Source organism: Ruegeria marisrubri (assembly GCF_001507595.1).
Classification (GTDB): domain Bacteria; phylum Pseudomonadota; class Alphaproteobacteria; order Rhodobacterales; family Rhodobacteraceae; genus Ruegeria; species Ruegeria marisrubri.
The window spans coordinates 1-627 of record NZ_LQBQ01000031.1 but is presented as its reverse complement, the minus strand read 5'-3'; the positions used below and the strand labels follow the sequence as shown (position 1 = coordinate 627).

The 627-nt window shown below is 58.7% G+C and carries 1 pseudogene; it reads left to right on the top strand.

What is annotated here, in order from left to right:
• Positions 1-160 precede the first annotated feature (160 nt).
• A pseudogene (locus AVO45_RS19570) lies at positions 161-528 on the top strand (transposase); the annotation flags it as partial.
• Positions 529-627: the final 99 nt, after the last annotated feature.

Sequence of the window (627 nt, the reverse complement as noted above, 5' to 3'; positions counted from 1 at the left end):
ATCGACGTGATCGCCGCGCACCAGACAACGCGCAGTGTCGACATTCAGTTCGTCGTGCCGCGGGATGCCGTCGAAACCGCGATCAAGGCGCTTCATTCCGCCTTGATCGGATCAACTGAGGCCACAAAGCTCGATGAAGCCGCATGAGGGGTGCCGCCATGCGATCAGACAGATCGGCGTTGTTGAACAAACCTATTACCGCTGGCGCAAGAAGTACGGCGGAATGAGTGTAGATCAGTTGAAGGAACTGAAGCGGCTACAGAAAGAGAACGAGCGGCTGAGACGCGCAGTTTCAGATCTGACGTTGGACAAATTGATACTCTCGGAGGCGGCAAAGGGAAACTACTGAGCCCCGCTCGTCGTCGAGCCTGCATCGCTCATGTTCGTAGCCAGCTGAACGTTTCCGAGAGACGCGCCTGCCGCGTGCTTGGACAACACCGGTCCACGCAACGGCACGTTCCGCGAGGTCGCGCAGACGAAGACCGACTGGTGGCCGACATGATCGAGCTGACCCGTCAATACGGCCGATAGGTGGTGTCAGACCAATTCTAACTCGTCTCTACAAGGGCAGGATGGCTGTCCCTTATTCGGCGCAGAGACCGCGCCACTCGGTTAGAGCGGCGGCGC